The following is a 657-nucleotide window of genomic DNA, read 5'->3' as shown; positions in this document are numbered from 1 at the left end:
TGGCAAAACGCCACCCTGCAGCTTAGCAACTACCTCTGGGACGAGCAGCAGCAGCCCCGCGAGCTGCCCGCCGACGTGCGCCCGCAGGCCCTGCCCGGCCCCGCCGGCTGGCTGCCGCTGCCGCCCGATTCGCTGGCCGCCCTCACCGAGCTGGCCCGGCAGCTGCACCCGGAGCTGCAGAAGAGCCGCGCCAAGCTGGTGCAGCTGGGCGTGGAGCGCCGCCTGCTGGCCAATAAGCTGCTGCCCAAGCTCACGCTCGACTACAACCTGCTGCAGGCCGGCCAGCCCTTCAACCCCGAAACCGGGGCCAGCTTCCAGGGCACCTACCTGCAGAACAACTACAAGCTGGGCGTGAGCTTCGCCTACCCGCTGCTGCTGCGCCAGGAGCGGGCCAAGCTCCAGCTCAACCGCCTCAAGCTGCGCGACACCGCCCTGGGCCTGCAGCAGGACACTCGCGACATTGAGACCGGGGTGCGCGCCGTGGCCAACGACTGGGAGGCGCTGCGCGAGCAGCTGGCCCTGCAGGAGCAGGTGGTGCTGAACGCCGGGCGCCTGCGCCAGGGCGAGCAAATCCGGTTTGAGAACGGGGAAAGCTCGGTGTTTCTGCTCAATGCCCGCGAAGCCAGCCTGGTAACGGCCCGCGTGAAGCTGGTTGAG

At 69.4% G+C, this 657-nt stretch carries 1 protein-coding gene; it reads left to right on the top strand.

Annotated elements, in window-relative coordinates:
• The coding region (locus ABD833_RS19020) for a TolC family protein (protein ID WP_345075177.1) at positions 1 to 657 on the top strand (657 nt) is incomplete at both ends.

The organism is Hymenobacter fastidiosus (assembly GCF_039539565.1).
GTDB lineage: Bacteria > Bacteroidota > Bacteroidia > Cytophagales > Hymenobacteraceae > Hymenobacter > Hymenobacter fastidiosus.
The sequence above is the reverse complement of the archived record's forward strand: the minus strand, read 5'-3'. Positions and strand labels throughout refer to the sequence as shown.